15 protein-coding genes are annotated in these 15,611 nt (G+C 72.3%); 8 read left to right on the top strand and 7 right to left on the bottom strand.

What is annotated here, in order from left to right; genetic code table 11:
* Positions 1-438, top strand: a 438-nt coding sequence (locus AB0B01_RS23930) for an IS5 family transposase (protein WP_361722597.1), incomplete at its 5' end; no start/stop codon positions are given.
* Between the two features lie 15 nt (positions 439-453).
* Here the strand turns inward: AB0B01_RS23930 and AB0B01_RS23925 are convergent.
* On the bottom strand, positions 454-909 hold the full coding sequence (locus AB0B01_RS23925; RefSeq protein ID WP_007262967.1) for an Lrp/AsnC family transcriptional regulator: 456 nt from the start codon (positions 907-909) through the stop codon (positions 454-456).
* A gap of 10 nt (positions 910-919) precedes the next feature.
* The gene (locus AB0B01_RS23920; protein ID WP_361722594.1) at positions 920-2,377 is read right to left on the bottom strand and encodes an amino acid transporter; all 1,458 of its coding nucleotides are present in this window, start codon (positions 2,375-2,377) and stop codon (positions 920-922) included.
* A gap of 477 nt (positions 2,378-2,854) precedes the next feature.
* Between AB0B01_RS23920 and AB0B01_RS23915 the strand changes: the two genes are divergently transcribed.
* From AB0B01_RS23915 to AB0B01_RS23900, 4 genes are all read left to right on the top strand, one after another.
* Complete coding sequence (locus AB0B01_RS23915) at positions 2,855-3,886, top strand: GDSL-type esterase/lipase family protein (RefSeq protein ID WP_361722591.1); 1,032 nt, start codon at positions 2,855-2,857, stop codon at positions 3,884-3,886.
* Between the two features lie 127 nt (positions 3,887-4,013).
* The gene (locus AB0B01_RS23910; protein ID WP_361722606.1) at positions 4,014-4,979 is read left to right on the top strand and encodes an SCO0930 family lipoprotein; all 966 of its coding nucleotides are present in this window, start codon (positions 4,014-4,016) and stop codon (positions 4,977-4,979) included.
* A 107-nt stretch (positions 4,980-5,086) separates the two neighbouring features.
* Positions 5,087-5,902, top strand: coding sequence for a LytTR family DNA-binding domain-containing protein (locus tag AB0B01_RS23905; protein ID WP_361722588.1), 816 nt, complete (start codon positions 5,087-5,089; stop codon positions 5,900-5,902).
* A 185-nt stretch (positions 5,903-6,087) separates the two neighbouring features.
* Positions 6,088-6,363: a hypothetical protein gene (locus AB0B01_RS23900; RefSeq protein ID WP_356850910.1), complete on the top strand. Its 276-nt coding sequence runs from the start codon at positions 6,088-6,090 to the stop codon at positions 6,361-6,363.
* A gap of 27 nt (positions 6,364-6,390) precedes the next feature.
* On the opposite strand, the gene AB0B01_RS23895 is transcribed toward AB0B01_RS23900, so the two are convergent.
* Positions 6,391-7,164, bottom strand: coding sequence for a hypothetical protein (locus AB0B01_RS23895; protein ID WP_361722585.1), 774 nt, complete (start codon positions 7,162-7,164; stop codon positions 6,391-6,393).
* Between the two features lie 252 nt (positions 7,165-7,416).
* Between AB0B01_RS23895 and AB0B01_RS23890 the strand changes: the two genes are divergently transcribed.
* Both AB0B01_RS23890 and AB0B01_RS23885 read left to right on the top strand, forming a co-directional pair.
* A complete protein-coding gene (locus AB0B01_RS23890; protein ID WP_361722582.1) occupies positions 7,417-9,168 on the top strand; it encodes a cation acetate symporter in 1,752 nt (583 codons plus the stop codon).
* On the top strand, positions 9,165-10,400 hold the full coding sequence (locus AB0B01_RS23885; protein ID WP_361722579.1) for a histidine kinase: 1,236 nt from the start codon (positions 9,165-9,167) through the stop codon (positions 10,398-10,400). Before AB0B01_RS23890 ends, AB0B01_RS23885 begins: the two co-directional genes overlap by 4 nt.
* Before the next feature lie 654 nt (positions 10,401-11,054).
* On the opposite strand, the gene AB0B01_RS23880 is transcribed toward AB0B01_RS23885, so the two are convergent.
* A complete protein-coding gene (locus AB0B01_RS23880) occupies positions 11,055-12,497 on the bottom strand; it encodes a GuaB1 family IMP dehydrogenase-related protein (protein ID WP_361722576.1) in 1,443 nt (480 codons plus the stop codon).
* A 192-nt stretch (positions 12,498-12,689) separates the two neighbouring features.
* On the opposite strand from AB0B01_RS23880, the gene AB0B01_RS23875 reads away from it, so the two are divergent.
* Positions 12,690-13,055, top strand: coding sequence for a hypothetical protein (locus AB0B01_RS23875; protein ID WP_361722573.1), 366 nt, complete (start codon positions 12,690-12,692; stop codon positions 13,053-13,055).
* A gap of 106 nt (positions 13,056-13,161) precedes the next feature.
* Here the strand turns inward: AB0B01_RS23875 and AB0B01_RS23870 are convergent, their stop codons facing one another.
* The 3 genes from AB0B01_RS23870 to AB0B01_RS23860 form a co-directional block, all read right to left on the bottom strand.
* Entirely contained in the window at positions 13,162-14,403 is a 1,242-nt protein-coding gene (locus tag AB0B01_RS23870; protein WP_361722603.1) for a transposase, read from the bottom strand.
* Positions 14,404-14,531: 128 nt separating this feature from the next.
* Complete coding sequence (locus tag AB0B01_RS23865; RefSeq protein WP_361722571.1) at positions 14,532-15,179, bottom strand: TMEM175 family protein; 648 nt, start codon at positions 15,177-15,179, stop codon at positions 14,532-14,534.
* An 84-nt stretch (positions 15,180-15,263) separates the two neighbouring features.
* Positions 15,264-15,605, bottom strand: coding sequence for a nuclear transport factor 2 family protein (locus AB0B01_RS23860; protein WP_361722568.1), 342 nt, complete (start codon positions 15,603-15,605; stop codon positions 15,264-15,266).
* Positions 15,606-15,611: the final 6 nt, after the last annotated feature.

Here is a 15,611-nt window from a genome sequence, read left to right as displayed (position 1 = left end):
CTCGCCGCCGACGACCGCTGCAGGCCACTCGCCTTCCACCTCACCGCCGGACAGGCCGGTGACGCACCCGCCTTCACCGACGTCATGGCCCGCCTTCGCGTTCCCCGTCGGCGAGGACGGCCCCGCACCAGGCCGGATGTGGTCCTGGCCGACAAGGCGTACTCCTCGCGAGCGATCCGCGAGCACCTGCGCAAACGCGGCATCCGGGCAGTGATCCCCGTCCCCGCCGACCAGCGCGCACACCGGCTACGTCGGGGCAGCCGCGGCGGCAGACCACCGGCCTTCGACCGCGAGACCTACAAGCAGCGCAACACCGTCGAACGGTGCATCAACCGCTTGAAGCAGTGGCGCGGTCTCGCCACCCGCTACGAGAAGACCGCCACCATCTACCTGGCCGGGCTCCACATCGCGGGCATCTTCCTCTGGTCCGCCCGGTGATCCAAACGAAACTGCCTAGGCCGGGGCGCCCGAGGTGAAGCGGCGGAGGAGCGGGGAGAGGACCAGCACCGATTTGGTGCGCTCCACGAACGGCTCGCCCGCGATGCGTTCCAGTACCCGCTCGAAGTGCCGCATGTCGGAGGCGAAGACCTGGACGAGGGCGTCCGCGTCGCCGGTGACGGTCGACGCGGACACCACCTCGGGGTAGCGCTCCAGACCTCGCCGGATGTCGTCGGGCGAGGTGTTGTGGCGACAGTAGATCTCTATGAACCCCTCGGTCTCCCAGCCCATGGCGGCGGGGTCGACGCGGACGGTGAAGCCGGTGATGGCTCCCTCGGCCCGCAGCCGGTCCACGCGCCGCTTCACGGCGGGGGCCGAGAGCCCGACCTCGGAGCCGATGTCCGCGTAGGAGCGGCGGGCATCCTCGGCGAGGGCGTGCACGATGCGTTCGTCGAGATCGTTCAGTCGCACTGCGGGTGGATCACATTTCTGCTGTGGCCAGTCGGGAGCGGCGGACGCCGTACACGAAGTAGACCACGAGGCCGACGGCCATCCAGACACCGAACGCGACCCACGTGGCGCCCGGCAGGTTGTACATCATCCACGCGCAGGCGATGAAGCCGAGGATCGGCGTCACCGGGAACAGCGCCACCTTGAAGGTGCGCGGCATGTCGGGCTTGGTGCGGCGCAGGATGACGACGGCGACGTTGACCAGGGCGAAGGCGAAGAGGGTGCCGATGCTGGTGGCGTTGGCGAGCTCACCCAAGGGGATGAAGGCCGCGAGCGCGCCGCAGAACAGGGAGACGATGAGGACGTTGGCGCGCGGGGCACCGCTCTTCTCGTCGACCTTGGCGAAGACCTTGGGCACCAGGCCGTCGCGGGACATCGCGAAGAGGATGCGGGTCTGGCCGTAGAGGACGGCGAAGACGACGGAGGCGATGGCGACGACGGCGCCTGCGGCGAGGACGACGCCCCAGAAGCTGTGGCCGGTGGCGTCCTTCATGATCTGGGCGAGCGCGGCCTCGGTGCCCTCGAAGTCCTGCCACGGCATGGCGCCGACGGCGACGAAGGCGACGAGGACGTAGAGGATGGTGACGATGCCCAGCGAGAGCATGATCGCGCGGGGCAGGTCCCTCTTCGGGTTCTGGGCCTCTTCACCGGCGGTGGAGGCGGCGTCGAAGCCGATGTACGAGAAGAAGAGGGTCGAGGCGGCGGCGCTGATGCCGGTGATGCCGAGCGGCGCGAGCGGGGCGTAGTTGCCGGACTTGATGCCCATGACGCCGATGCCGATGAAGAGCACCAGGGTGACGATCTTCACGACGACCATGATCGTGTTGATGCGGGCGCTCTCCTTGGCGCCGCGCAGCAGGAAGACCATGGCGAGCAGGACGACGACCAGGGACGGCAGGTTGATCCAGCCGCCGTCGCCCAGCGGGGCGGCGGAGAACTTCTCGGGGAGGGTGACGCCTATGGTGCCGTCGAGGAGCTCGTTGAGGTACTGGCCCCAGCCGACGGCGACGGCCGAGACGGAGACGGCGTACTCCAGGACCAGGCACCAGCCGCAGACCCAGGCGACGAACTCGCCCATGGTGGCGTAGGAGTAGGAGTACGAGGACCCGGAGACGGGGACGGATCCGGCCAGCTCCGCGTAGGAGAGGGCCGAGAACAGCGCGGTCAGGCCCGCGATGATGAAGGAGATCGTCACGGCCGGGCCGGCCTTCGGGGCGGCCTCGCCGAGGACCACGAAGATGCCGGTGCCCAGGGTGGCGCCGATGCTGATCATCGTCAGCTGCCACATGGTGAGCGAGCGGCGCAGGACGCCGCCCTCGCCCTGGCCGCCCTCGGCGACGAGCTGCTCGACCGGCTTGCGGCGCAGCAGGGGGTGCGCGGGCTTGCGGGTCTCACCGTCGAGCGGTGGCGCCTGGCCGTGATCGAGCACGAGAGGACTCCTTTGACACTGCGGATGGGGACTGAGGCATCGACCGCAGCGGTCCGGAGCAGGACAGGCGTGAGCCTGGGCATGGGGGACCGCCGAGCAGGCGGTCCACGCCACTCCACGTACAGCGAGTGAGCCTACGAGCTGAGTGATACTGCCCGTAATGCACCATCCTTGCACATTGGCGCACGATCGTTGCGCGGATCTGTCCGGGATGGCCCTTTGTTGCGCGCGGATGTTCGATCAATGCGCAGGCACCTCCGACCCCCTTTCTTGACACTTCGTCAGTCCTGCCGCAGCGTGCCGCCATGGATCCGGACCCCCGCCGGGCCGGCTCGCCGAGATCGCGGACATCGCGGCCGCCCCGTACGCGTCCTGTACTTCCCGGCCGCGCCCTGGCGGCGTACGCCCCGGGCAGACGTTGGTCGCGCACGGCGGGGTAGGCGTCAAGTTCCCCCATCCGAAGATCGGAGGCGAGCAGTGACCACCGAGGACACCGCCCCGCACGCGCCGTGCACCACGCCCTGGCTGGACCCGGCGCCGTTCCTGCGCGGGGTCGCCTGGCTGGACCGGGGCCGCCCGGTACGGGCCGACCCGGCCGACACCATGCGGCTGCCCTGGGACACCGGCGAGCGGGCCACGCTGCCCATCGGGGTCCGGCTGGAGTTCACGGCCGAGGGGGCGCACGCCGTGGAGATCCGCTACCGGGCGACCGTCCCCGGGCCCACCGACGCCCTGCGCGACCTGGCGCACGGCTTCGCGCTGTGGGACCGCCACGGGGTGGTCAGGGAGGTCTGGACCGAACCGGCCGGGGAGGCTCTCGTACGCATCGAGCTCCCCGGCGGGCGCGGACCCTTCACCATCCACCCGCCCGAAGCCCAGGCCCCGGTGATCCTCGGCGTGCGGGCGGTCGGCGGCGCCCTCGCCCCCGCCCCGCCGGCTCCGCGATGGGTGGTGCACGGCGACTCGATCACCGAGGGCTGGTGGTCCACCCGGCCCGCCCACGGCTGGCCCGCGGTCGCCGGCCGGGCGCTCGGCTGGGACACGGTCAACCTCGGCTACGCGGGTGCCGCGCGCGGTGAACTCGCCACCGCCGAGCAGCTCGCGGCCCTGCCCGCCGATGTCCTCACCCTCGCCTTCGGCACCAACTGCTGGACACGCGTGCCGTTTTCGGCACCGCTGATGTACGAGACCACCCGCGCCTTCCTCGACCTGGTCCGCCACGGCCACCCCCGCACCCCGCTGCTGCTCCTCTCCCCCCTCCTGCGGCCCGACGCCGAGCGCACCCCGAACCGGCTGGGCGCCACCCTCGGCGCCCTGCGCGACGCCATGGAGCGGGCCGCCCGGGACCGGATCGCCGCCGGGGACGGCCGGCTGGCCCTGCTGCCCGGGCACGACCTGCTGGGCCCCGAGCACCTGGCGGACGGCCTGCACCCCAACGACAGCGGACACCAGGTCCTCGGCCTCGCTGTGGCCACGGCTCTGCGGCGGGCCGGGTTCGCCGCGGGGTGAGTGAAACAGCCCACACCGCCCCTCGTGAACAGAACGGCCCCCGCCCGACGTGTCCTTCGCAAGCTGCCGACGCACCGCACCGGCGGGGCGGCGGACACGGGAGACACCACACGTGGGAGAGATCAAGATGGGCATCAAGCGCGGAACCACCCTGGCCGCCGTGGCCGTTGCCGTCGCACTGACCGCGACGGCCTGCGGCGGGGACGACACCAAGGCCGGCGCCGCCAAGCCGGCCGGGGCCGCCGCCGCCGCTCCCGCTTCCGGCTCCGACTACGGGTCCGACTACGGCGCGGGCTCTGCCGCCGGTTCCGGTGCGAAGGCCGCCGGGCAGCTGGCCGTCGCCCAGAACGACACGGCCGGCCCGGTGCTCACCGACAGCGCCGGCCTCACCCTCTACCGCTTCGACAAGGACACCGCCAAGCCGCCGAAGTCGAACTGCGAAGGGGACTGCGCCGGGACCTGGCCGGTGGTCGCGGCCGGTGACGCGACCGCCGCCGCCGGGATGGACCCGGCGCTGCTGGGCGAGGTGGTCCGCGGCGACGGCAGCAAGCAGCTGACCGTGGCGGGCTGGCCGGTGTACCGCTACGCCAAGGACACCAAGGCGGGCGACCTGAACGGGCAGGGCGTGGGCGGCACCTGGTTCGCCTTCGCGCCCGACGGGAAGAAGGCGGCGAAGGCGGCGGCCGCGCCCCAGGCCCAGGATGCCCAGGGCACCCAAGGCGCCCAGGCCGCCCGGGGCGCGCTGACCGTGGCCAAGGACCCCAAGCTCGGCGACCACATCGTCGACGGCAACGGGATGACCGTCTACCGGTTCAAGAAGGACACCGCCTGGCCGATGGCCTCCAACTGCACGGGTGACTGCGCGGCCAAGTGGCCGGTGGTGCCCCCGGTGGACAAGGCCGACGCCAAGGGCATCGTGGAGAAGGGCTTCTCCGTCCTGGACCGCCCCGACGGCAAGAAGCAGCAGGCGATCGACTGCTGGCCCGTCTACACCTTCACCGGTGACAAGAAGGCCGGTGACATCAACGGACAGGGGGTCGGCGGTACCTGGTACGCCGTCTCCCCCGACGGCAAGCTGATCACCACCTCCTGACCGCCACCTCCCCCCACTCACGAGCCGCGCGGCCCCCTGCCCCCTCCCCCCGGCAGGCGGGCCGCGCACCGTTTCCCCGCGGGCCGGTCGTCCCTAGACTCCCTCGCATGCTGCGCGTACTGGCCGTCGACGACGAGAAGCCGCTCCTTGAGGAACTCCTCTACCTGCTGCGCTCCGATCCCCGGGTGCTCAGCGCGGAGGGCGCCTCGGACGCCACGGAGGCCCTGCGCCGCATCACCCGGGCCCTGGAGACCGGGCCGGACGGCCCCGACGGCATCGACGTGGTCTTCCTGGACATCCACATGGCCGGACTGACCGGCCTGGACATCGCCCGGCTGCTGGCGGGCTTCGCGCGGCCGCCGCTGATCGTGTTCGTCACCGCCCACGAGGGTTTCGCCGTGCAGGCCTTCGACCTCAAGGCCGTGGACTACGTACTCAAACCGGTCCGCCCCGAACGGCTGGCGGAGGCCGTCCGACGGTCCTGCGCCCAGCTCGGGCGGGCAGCCGAGCAGCCGCCGGAGCCCGCCGGCCCCGCCGTCCCGGTGCAGCGGCGGCCCGCCGCGCCGGAGGTGGCCGTCGCCGAGCGGGCGCCGGACCAGATCGCCGTGGAGCTGGGCGGGGTCACCCGCTTCGTGGCGATCGCCGACATCGCGTACGTCGAGGCCCAGGGGGACTACGCCCGGCTGCACACCGACGAGGGCAGCCACCTGGTCCGCATCCCGCTGTCCACGCTGGAGGAGCGCTGGGCGGCACGCGGGTTCGTCCGGATCCACCGCCGCCATCTGGTGGCGCTGAGCCGGATCGACGAGCTCCGCCTCGACGCCGGAACCACGAGCGTCCGGGTGGGCTCGGCAGAACTCCAGGTCAGCCGCCGCCACGCACGGCAGCTGCGGGAGCTGCTGATGCGCCAGGCCACCGGCTGACGGGATCCGCCCACCGTCGGCCGACCGGATCCGCCGACCGTCCGGCGTGCGCAGGCGCCGTTCGTCGCGCGGCACGGGGCGTACGGCGATCCGCCGGTGCCGCCGGTCGCAGGAGCTCCCGGGGGGACCCGCGGTGGCCGCGGGCCGCGCCTATCGTGGAGCGGCAGGGGCGGGAGGAACACGAGATGGCTGAGATCCAGGCGCTGCTCGACGCGCTGGCCGCGCTGCCCCGGAGCCGGCCGGCCGGTCCCGCCGAGGCCGAGGCGCTGCTCGCCCGGCTGCGCAGTGCGGCCGCGCGCTGGGCCGAGGTCCTGTACGAGGCGAACGAGGGCGCCCGGCGGCAGCTGCCGCCCCGGGCGGAGGCGGCGCTGACGCTGGCGTTCCGGCGGGCCGAGGACTCGTACGTGGAGCTGGAGATCGCCCTCAGGGACTGCGCGGAGCACCGCGACCCGGCCCGGTGAAGCGCCGCCCGGAGGGGCGGGCGCTCCTCAGCGGGCATAGGAGCCCAGGCCGACCAGGCAGTAGACGTACTCGTTGAGCGTGATCCCGCCCCGGGTGTAGCGGTACGAGAAGGCGTACTGCGTCTTGGGGTTGTCCTCGCAGCGGTTGAGGTCGGAGGTCAGCGGAATGCTCTCGATCACCCGGTAGTGCGCGTCGTCCGCCGCGCAGGAGACCTCGCGTACTCCGGTGACGCGCTGCGCGGTCGTCGAGTCGGGCAGCTGTCCGTTGAGGCAGGTGCCCCGGTCGAAGGGGCTGGGGGCGGCTTCGGACGGGGTGGCGGGGGCCTCGGTCGCGGGGTCGGTCGCCGTGTCGGTCGCCGTGTCGGCGGGGGTGCCGGCCGGGGCCGGGCCCGGGGCGGGCGACCTGGAACTGGCCGGGGTGCTGGGCGTCGGGGTGGCGGTGGCCCTGTCGTCCTCGTCGTCCCCGCTGTTCAACAGCACCAGCCCGACGATCACGGCCGCGGCGACGCCGAGCACCAGCAGGCACCCCTTGGCGCCGGAGGCTCCCGACGCGGCGGGCCGCGCCGTGCCCGCGCTCGCGCTCGCGCTCGCGGACACCCGTATGCGCAGCAGGACTTCCGTGTCGCCGACGCGGGTGCGGACGAGGTCGCCGTCCCGGGCGGGCGGGATGCGCAGGTGGGAGGTGCCGGTGGGCAGGGGCAGGGCGATGACCACTCCGGAGGCGGCCTGCTGGGGGGTGAGCGTGAGGGGGATCTCCTGCGAGGACACCGGCTGCTCCAGGGGGTGGGGTGGCGCGGACACGGCCTGACGGACCCTCACGAGTGTGCCGCGTGCACGCAGGGTGACGCAGGGGTTCCGCCGCATCGCGCCGGACCGCCCACATCGCACCGCAGCCCGACGCGTCCCGACGCTTCGCACCGCATCCGACGCGTCGCACCGCATCCCACCGCCTCGCACCGCATCCCGCCCGATCACGCCGGATCACGCCTGTTGCCGGTCCGCGGGCGCGCTTAGACTCCGGTACCTCTCTCTCCCCTGCCGAAGGACCTGCCGGTGAACCAGACGTACGCGCTGACCGCGGTCACCGTCGTCGTCCTGGTCACGGTGCTGGTGGGCGCGCTGGGGCTGCGGATCTCGCGGACCACCTCCGACTTCTACGTGGCCTCCCGCACCGTCGGCCCGCGCCTCAACGCGGCGGCGATCAGCGGGGAGTACCTGTCCGCCGCCTCCTTCCTGGGGGTGGCCGGGCTGGTGCTGCTCCAGGGGCCCGGGATGCTCTGGTACCCGGTCGGGTACACCGCCGGGTACCTGGTGCTGCTGGCGCTGGTCGCCGCCCCGCTGCGGCGCTCGGGCGCGTACACGCTGCCCGATTTCGCCGAGGCCCGCCTGGAGTCGCAGGCGGTGCGCCGGATCGCGGTGCTGTTCGTGGTCGGGGTCGGCTGGCTGTACCTGCTCCCGCAGTTGCAGGGCGCGGGGCTGACCTTGGAGATCCTGACCGGGGCGCCGCACTGGGCCGGCGGGGTCGTCGTCGCCTTCGTGGTGACCGCGGCCGTGGCGGCCGGCGGCATGCGGAGCATCACCTTCGTGCAGGCCTTCCAGTACTGGCTCAAGCTCACCGCCCTGCTGGTGCCGGCCTTCTTCCTGTTGGCGGCCTGGGCCGGCGACGGCGCGCCGCGCGCCTCCTTCGACGCCCCGGCGGTGTTCCGCGAGCACACCGCCGTCACCCTCGCCGAGGACGTACGGCTGTCGCTGGACGCACCGCTGACCCTGACGGTGACCGGCCGAGTGGACGGGCGGACCTACGCGGGGGCGCCGGTGCGGCTGGAGTCCGGGCAGCACCTCGTACGGGCCCGGGCGCGGCTGGAGTTCGACCCTGCCACCCGGGTGCCCGAGACCCGGCCGACGGCCACGCCGGGGGTGTCCAGCCGGTCCGAGCCGCTGGACGGGAACCGCCCGGCGCTCGGGCTGTACGCGACGTACGGGCTGGTTCTGGCCACCTTCCTCGGCACGATGGGCCTGCCCCATGTCGCGGTGCGCTTCTACACGAGCCCGAACGGTCCGGTCGCGCGGCGCACCACGCTGGTGGTGCTCGGCCTGCTCGGCTTCTTCTACCTGCTGCCCCCGGTGTACGGGGTGCTCGGGCGGACGTACGCGCCGGAGCTCGCCCTGACCGGGGACGCGGACGCGGCGGTGCTCGTGCTGCCCGAGCGGATGCTTGGCGGGGTGCTCGGCGAGCTGCTGGGGGCGCTGCTGGCCGGGGGCGCGTTCGCCGCGTTCCTCTCGACGGCCTCGGGCCTGACCATGGCGGTGGCGGGGGTGCTGCACCAGGACGTGCTGCCGACGCGCGGGCTGCGGACGTTCCGCTTCGCGGTGCTGGTGGCGATGCTGGTGCCGCTGGCCGGGAGCATGGCGCTGACGGATGTACCGGTGGCGGATGCGGTGGGGCTGGCCTTCGCGGTGTCGGCCTCCTCGTTCTGCCCTCTGCTGGTGCTGGGCATCTGGTGGCGCGGGCTGACCCCGCCGGGCGCGGTGGCCGGGCTGGTCGCGGGCGGCGGGGCGGCGCTGGGCGCGGTGCTGGCGACCCGGGCCGGGCTGGCCCCGGCGGGGTGGGTGCACACGCTGCTGGCGTGGCCCGCGGCCTGGTCGGTGCCGCTGGGGTTCCTGACGATGGTGCTGGTGTCGCTGGCCACCCGGTCGCGGATTCCCGCGGGGACGGCGGCGACGCTGGCGCGGCTGCATCTGCCGGAGACGCTGCGGCTGCGGGAGACCGGGGGCGGGGCCCGAGGTGCGGGCGGCGCTCCATGAGCGGAGCAGTGCTCGCGGTGCTGGCGGTGGCGGGGGCGGTCCTGCTGCTGGCCCTGGGCTGGGCGGGCGGCCGGTGGCAGGCCCGGCGTCGTGAACGGGCGACCGGGCTGGACCTGGGGACCCCGGTGGAGCGTGCCACCTTCCACACCCTGCACACCGCTTCGCTGGCCGCTCCCCCGCTGCGCGCCGGCCTCACCGAGGACGCCGCCCGCAAGGCCGCCAGGCGGCTGCGCTCCCTGCTGGGCACCGAGGCCCTGTGCCTCACCGACCGGCAGTCGGTGCTGGCCTGGGACGGGCCTGGTGCCGACCACCACCAGCGGCGGGCGATGGCCCGGGTCGCCGTCATGCTGGACTCGGGACGCAGCCAGAGCGTCCGGACCGAGTGCCACCGTCCCGACTGCCCGCTGAAGTGGGCGGTGGTGGCCCCGCTCACCGGCGAGGACGGAGTGCTGGGCGCGCTGGTCGCCTACGGCTCGCGGGAGTCGGCCGTGCTGGTGCGGGCCGCCACGGAGGTGGCCCGCTGGGTATCCGTCCAGCTGGAGCTGTCCGAGCTGGACCGCTCGCGGACCCGGCTGATGGAGGCGGAGATCAAGGCGTTGCGGGCGCAGATCTCCCCGCACTTCATCTTCAACTCCCTGGCCGCGATCGCCTCGTTCGTACGCACCGATCCGGAACGGGCGCGCGATCTGCTGCTGGAGTTCGCCGACTTCACCCGCTACTCCTTCCGGCGGCACGGCGACTTCACCACCCTGGCCGAGGAGTTGCGCTCCATCGAGCAGTACCTCGCCCTGGCCGGGGCGCGCTTCGGGGACCGGCTGAAGGTGACCCTGCAGGTGGCTCCCGAGGTGCTGCCGGTGGCGCTGCCGTTCCTGTGCCTCCAGCCGCTGGTCGAGAACGCCGTCAAGCACGGGCTGGAGGACTCCACCGAGGAGTGCCGGATCACCATCGCCGCCCGGGACGCGGGCGCGGAGGCGGTCATCACCGTCGAGGACAACGGGGTCGGGATGGACCCGGACCTGCTGCGCCGGATCCTGGCCGGGGAACGCGCCGGATCCTCCTCCGGGATAGGGCTGACCAACGTCGACGAGCGGATCCGGCAGGTGTACGGGGACGCGTACGGCCCGGTGATCGAGACCGGGGTCGGGGCAGGCCTCAAGGTCACCCTGCGGATCCCCAAGTACCGCGCGGGCGTGCACGGCGCACCTCTGGGCGACGAGCCGCCCGGGCACTGAACCCCGCGGTCCGTGGTCCACGGACCGTGCGCGGGCGCAGCGGAACGGGTTGCCGTGCTGCGGGAGGCACAGGCCGCGGCCGAGCCCGGCGGTGCGCTGCCGGCGGCCCGGGGTGGAGCTGCTGCGCGGAGCCGGGGGCGGGGCCGCAGGGACGTACGGTCCGACCGGAGTCGGCCGAGCTGCTGCGCGGGGCGGCCCCGCTTCCGGCATCGGCACTGCGGGCAGGCCCCGTACGGAGAACTGCCCGGGCCGCTCGTACGGCTCGTCCCGCGCGGACCGCCGAACAGCTGCCGGCCACGGTGCACCGGTCGGCCTGTGCGGCCCAGGCCCTGATCGGGGCCGCGCCCGGATACGCCGCGGGCGGCCCCGGCCTGCGGCGAGGCGTGGTGGTGGCGCCGATGATCCAGACACGGCCCGCTCGCCGGGGGGACGGAGGAGGCGTTGGCACAGGTGGCAGCCCCGGAAGACCGAGTGTGACGGACCGGACACGGGAAGTTGTGCGGCCGTGCGACTTCATCCCGCCGCGGGCGGCGCCGACCGGTCGAACGGCGCCCGTCAGGGCCACCGGGCCGGGTACGCCCGTGGCCCCCGGCCGTCCGCAGGGGACGGCCGGGGGCCACGGGGAAGGAGACGGAGACCCGCTCCGGAGGGGGACTAGCTCCAGCTGGCGTGGAGCGGCTTGCCCTCGGCGTAGCCGGCAGCCGACTGGACGCCGACCACGGCCTTCTCCTCGAACTCCGCGAGGGAGCCCGCACCGGCGTAGGTGCAGGAGGAGCGCACACCGGCGATGATCGAGTCGATCAGGTCCTCGACGCCGGGGCGCGCCGGGTCCAGGAACATCCGCGAGGTGGAGATGCCCTCCTCGAAGAGCCCCTTGCGGGCCCGGTCGTACGCGGACTCCTCCGAGGTGCGGTTCTGCACGGCGCGCGCGGACGCCATGCCGAAGGACTCCTTGTAGAACCGGCCGTCGGCGGACTGCTGGAGGTCGCCCGGCGACTCGTAGGTCCCGGCGAACCAGGAGCCGATCATCACGTTCGACGCGCCGGCGGCCAGTGCCATCGCCACGTCGCGCGGGTGGCGGACACCACCGTCGGCCCACACGTGCTTGCCGTACTTCTTGGCCTCGGCGGCGCACTCCAGCACCGCGGAGAACTGCGGGCGGCCCACGCCGGTCATCATGCGGGTGGTGCACATGGCGCCCGGGCCCACACCGACCTTGATGATGTCGGCGCCGGCGTCGATCAGGTCCTTGACGCCCTCGGCGGCGACGATGTTGCCGGCGACGATCGGGACCTGCGGGTCCAGCGCGCGGACGGCCTTGATCGCGTTGATCATCGACTCCTGGTGGCCGTGGGCCGTGTCGATGACGAGCGTGTCCACGCCCACGTCGAGCAGCTGCTTGGCCTTGCCCACGAAGTCGCCGTTGATGCCGACGGCGGCCGCGATGCGCAGCTTGCCCCCGGCATCGGTGGCCGGGGTGTAGAGGGTCGCGCGCAGCGCGCCCTTGCGGGTCAGGATGCCGACGAGCTTGCCGTCCTTGTCGACGGCCGGGGCCAGCTTGCGGTGGCCGGCGTCGAGCTTGTTGAAGGCCTCGCGCGGGTCGATGTCGGCGTCGATGAGCAGGAGCTCCTTCGACATGACCTCGGAGAGCTGGGTGAAGCGGTCCACGCCGGTCAGGTCGTGGTCGGTGACGACGCCGACCGGGCGGCCCTCGGCGTCGACGACGACACCGGCGCCGTGGGCCCGCTTGGGCAGCAGGGACAGTGCGTCGGCGACGGTCTGGGTGGGCGCCAGCGTGATCGGGGTGTCGAGCACGAGGTGGCGGGTCTTCACCCAGGAGATGACGTCGGTGACGACCTCGATCGGGATGTCCTGCGGGATGACCACGATGCCGCCGCGGCGGGCGACGGTCTCGGCCATCCGGCGTCCCGCGATGGCGGTCATGTTCGCCACGACGAGCGGAATGGTGGTGCCGGTGCCGTCGGGCGAGGAGAGGTCGACGCCCTGGCGGGAACCCACCGCGGAGCGGCTCGGCACCATGAACACATCGTCGTACGTCAGGTCGTACGGCGGCTTCTGGTCATTGAGGAAACGCACGTGCAGAACTTCCCAGTCGATCGGAGTGCCTCGGACAGGGCAGCCGAGGAAACGCACGTACTTCATTCTCCCATGGCCCGGCATCAATGCCGCCCCGGCTGATCGTCCAGGACATACCGGGCCCGGTGGTCTGTTCCTACGGACGGGCGGAAGGTGGAAGGACAGGAGTGGCAGATCGACGGTGGAGGCACCATGCAGGCAACGACGCGGAGCGAGACGCCCGTCGCCCTTGAGGGCGGCGGCCTGGAAATCCGGATCAAGGAGATCGGCGGGGACCTCACCGTCGGGTTCTTCCGCCTTCCCGAGGGCGCGGACCTCACCGAGGCGCTCAAGGGCCTGCCGGGCGACATGTGCCAGTGCCCGCACTGGGGCTATCTGCTCAAGGGCCGGCTGCTGATGCGGTCCGCGGACGGGGAGAGCGTGTACGAGGAGGGTCAGGCCTTCTACTGGGGCCCGGGGCACGTTCCGGTGGCGCTCCTCGACACCGAGTACGTCGACTTCTCCCCGACCGAGGACCTCCGCAAGGTGCTCGACCACGTGAGGGGTGCGTCCGGGTGAGGGGCGCGCCCGGGTGAAGGGTGCGGACGGGTGAGGGGCGCGTCCGGCTGGTCCGCGCCCCCGTCCCGGCGGCGCCGGCCGGTCGGCCGGCCGCTCCGCCGGCTGCTCAGCGGCTGTACTCGCGTCTGGGGCTCTGCCCGGGGATCAGCGGGCGCGGCGGCAGCCGCGGCGGGGTGGCGGGGCGGGCCATGGGTGCTGCCGCGGTGGCGGCGGGACGGGCGGAGCCGGGACAGCCCTCGGGGATCCGGCCGCGGGCGGTCAGCAGCATCGACGCGTGGGCGACGCTCGCGAGCGTGGCGTGGTGGTGCCAGCCACGGAAGGAGCGGCCCTCGAAATCACGGATGCCCACGGGTTCGCAGGTCTCGGTGAAGTCGAGGGACACCCGGTCGGTGAGTTTGGCCAGCAGGAACAGCTGGGCGAGGGGCCGGTCGCCGATGTTGGTGATCCAGAACTCGGAGGGCAGCAGAGCCGCTTCGGTCCAGGCGCCCATGAGCAGCAGCGGGGTGGCCAGTACGGGGGCGGGCCGGTCCTCGCTGGGGGTGGCGAGGATGGCGGCCGAGGTCAGCAGGGTCACCGCTCCTTCGGCGCGGCCGTGCCGGGTCCATTCGACGACCCGGCGCTGGGAGCGCAGCGAGTCGATCAGTTCGCGGGCGGGGGCGACGTGCGGGCCGGGCCGCTGCCGGCCCGCTCCGCCGAAGGCGACGGGCAGCGAGCCGTCGACCTTGAAGACGAAGGGGATGTCCTGGAAGGCGAAGGACTCGATGCTCTGGGCGATGTCGGTGTTGGCCACCTCCATGACCACCGGCCGGCGCTGGAGCTGCCAGGAGGCGGCCATGCGCTGGACGGCGTGCACGGCGTCCTGGACGGGGGTGAGCGAGCGGGCGGTGTCGGGGATGCCGGCCCGTCGGCGGCGCAGCAGTTCGCTGGTCCACGGACCGGGCAGGGTGAGGGTCCATTCGACGGGGAAGCTGGCTTCGCTGGAGGCGAGCCAGATCCCGCTGGACTGCTGGCAGTTGGCGGTTCGGCCGAGCTGGGGGACGAACTGGCGGCCGACGCCGACGGAGCGGTCGCCCGCCTTCTCGATGACCATGGGCTGGACGACCCAGGCCAGCGGGCGCTGGGCGGTGCGTTCGAGGTACTGGGCGAGCGAGCGGCGGACGGGCGTCCAGTCCCACGGCGACTTGCTGATGAACTGCTGGAGACTCTGCTCGACGGAGCTGGCACCCGTTCCGGCGATGTTACGGATCGTTTTCTTCCCGTTGGTCCTCACCAGGCCGTTGAGATATACGCGGGCCCAGTTTCGCTGGTCCCGCCTGGGTAAGGACTCGAAGAAGAGAGAGATCAGCATGTCGATCAATTCGGAGATTTCCTTTGTGGATTCCTCCGGCAGAACTACGCGCGCCATCTGGGCCTCCCCCGCGACCACTAGATCCAATACCCTACTTGACCGCGCGAAACGGCCGTAGGGCCCCGCAGCTACTTCCTGAGGTCGCTCGCAGTTTCGAGTCGCTCTTCTTCTACCACGAGGGGGATCGGGATCTGGTTCGCCGCATAGTAGAGAGCGATCAGGAAGTGCGCGACGAGCGTGAGGGGCGCGGAGAAGAAGGACAGGACGACCGTCAGCGGGTAGGCCACGGCGCCCAGGCCGAAGCGCACCCGGGTGGCCCGGGCACCCTCCCGGTCCACCCGTTCGTGGAACAGGTGGCCGACCCGGGTGACGTACCACCAGAAGGCCAGGAACGCCAAGGCGTACAGGACGGTGATGGAACTGTAGAGGACGGCCGCGGCGTTGGCGGAGCCGCCCTCCTCCACGAGGTGTTCGGCGAGCACGGTGGTGGTGTACGGAATCACGGAAACCACCATCAGCACCAGGAGATTCAGGAACAACAGCGGACGGTCCACCCGCTTGAGGTGACTGAAGATGGTGTGGTGGTTCACCCACATCACACCGATGATGAGGAAACTGACCACGTATGCCGCGTAGTGCGGCCACTGTTCCCGGACCCCGTGCCAGAAGTCCGATCCCGTTTCCTCCGGAACCTTCAGTTCCAGGACGAGAATCGTGATGACGATGGCGAATACACCGTCACTGAATGCCTCGATCCGCCCGGTTTCGCGTTCCATGACCTCCCCCTTCGGATTCCACGTGCACGAGCAGGGAGGGCGCTGCCTCCGCCCTCCCCGCACACGCTACCCAGATATTCTTGATCAGCTGCCGAACCCGGCGGTCTGGCGCCAGATCCGGCCATCGCGGACCACAAGTGTCCCGAACGCGTGCTCCGGTTCACCGTTCAGATTCATGATCGCCCGATAGAAGATCGTGTCCTCGGTCTCGATGTACTCCTGGAGCTCCACCAGGGTCGGCTTCAGCGTCAGGTAGCCGGTGAAGGTCTCGCGGACGGCGTCGATCCCGACCGAGGCCCCCTCGAAGCGCAGGAGCACCGCGTCGTCGGTGTAGTTCTTCATCACCGCCTCGATGTCCAGAGCGGCCAGCGCCTCCATCTGGCGGACGAAGACCGGGTGCAGCGTGGAGATGTCGTACGTGGCCATCTGACT

Source organism: Streptomyces sp. NPDC044571 (assembly GCF_040647115.1).
Classification (GTDB): Bacteria; Actinomycetota; Actinomycetes; order Streptomycetales; family Streptomycetaceae; genus Streptomyces.
This window is presented reverse-complemented; position numbering and strand designations above follow the sequence as displayed.